Raw genomic sequence first — 1,188 nt, 5'->3', positions numbered from 1 at the left:
TGTCCAGCCCCATTTCTATGTGCCAATTCGAAGTAGAGTTTCGGGGGCTGGCGGGCGCATGTTAAGTGCCTGATGCGGGCGGGTTTGATTGTATTGTCTGAGCCAGCAATTGATGACGACCTGGGCCTGTTTGGTTGTTGTGAACCATTCCGCATTGAGAACCTCGTGGCGGAGAGTGCCATTGAACCGCTCGTTGTACCCGTTCTCCCAAGGTGATCCCGGATAAATCCGGATCGGGTTCACGCCAACTTTCTCGAGCCAGCTCTGGGTCGCCTGAGACGCGAACTCCGGGCCGTTGTCGCTGCGGATGAACTCAGGCTTCCCGTGGCGAAGAAACAGGCTGTAGAGCACCTCCAGAACGTCTTCGGAACGCATCCGGGTTCGGACTGCCACCGCGAGCGCCTGGCGGGTGTATTCGTCCAGAACTGTCAGCATTTTGTAGCTTCGGCCATTGCTGAGCTTGTCGTGAACAAAGTCCACGCTCCAGACGTGATTAGGATGCTTCGGCCGGAGCCGGATGATTGAACTGTCTTTGTGGTAGAGGCGCCTCTTCCTCTTGTGCCGCCGCGGAAGCTGCAGCCCTTCTTCGCGCCAGAGGCGTTCAACCTTCTTGTGGTTCACCCACCAGCCCTCGATCCGCAGCAGCTCAGCTATCTTGCGGTAGCCATAGCGGCCATAGTTCTTGGCCAGACGGATCATGGCAAGCCGCAGACCGTCATCGTTTCTTTTCACCGGCTGATACTGCATGGAACTGCGCGCAAGGCCGACGGCCTGACAGATCCGACGCTCCGATGTGGCGAGCTTCTGGCGCGTGTGAGTGACAGCCTGACGAAGCTGGCTCGTCGTCAGGCCTTCGGCTTTAGGTAACTCAGGCTTTCCTTGAGGATCAGCTTGTCCAGCTCAAGCTCTGCCACAATCTTCTTCAGCCGGGCATTCTCTTTCTCCAGGCTGCGCAGCTCCGACAGCTGAGACCTGCCCATGCCACCGAACCGGCGCCGCCAAGTGTAGTAGGTCGCATCGCTGACACCGACACCGCGGCAAGCACTGCGTACATCGCTGCCATCCGCCAGCTTCAGTTCAATCTCACGCAAAAGCTTCAGGATGTCCTCGTCCGAATACCGGTTCCGAGCCATCTTCTATCCCCCTTCCTCGGCAAAAGTAGTGGCCCAGGTTTAGGGGGCAAAGACA

General features: G+C 58.1%; 1 pseudogene. It reads right to left on the bottom strand.

What is annotated here, in order from left to right:
- Window positions 1–15: 15 nt before the first annotated feature.
- A pseudogene (locus tag LHL23_RS23420) lies at window positions 16–1,133 on the bottom strand (IS3 family transposase).
- Between the last annotated feature and the right edge of the window lie 55 nt (window positions 1,134–1,188).

This window comes from Leisingera sp. McT4-56 (genome assembly GCF_020514995.1).
GTDB lineage: Bacteria > Pseudomonadota > Alphaproteobacteria > Rhodobacterales > Rhodobacteraceae > Leisingera > Leisingera aquaemixtae_A.
This window is presented reverse-complemented; position numbering and strand designations above follow the sequence as displayed.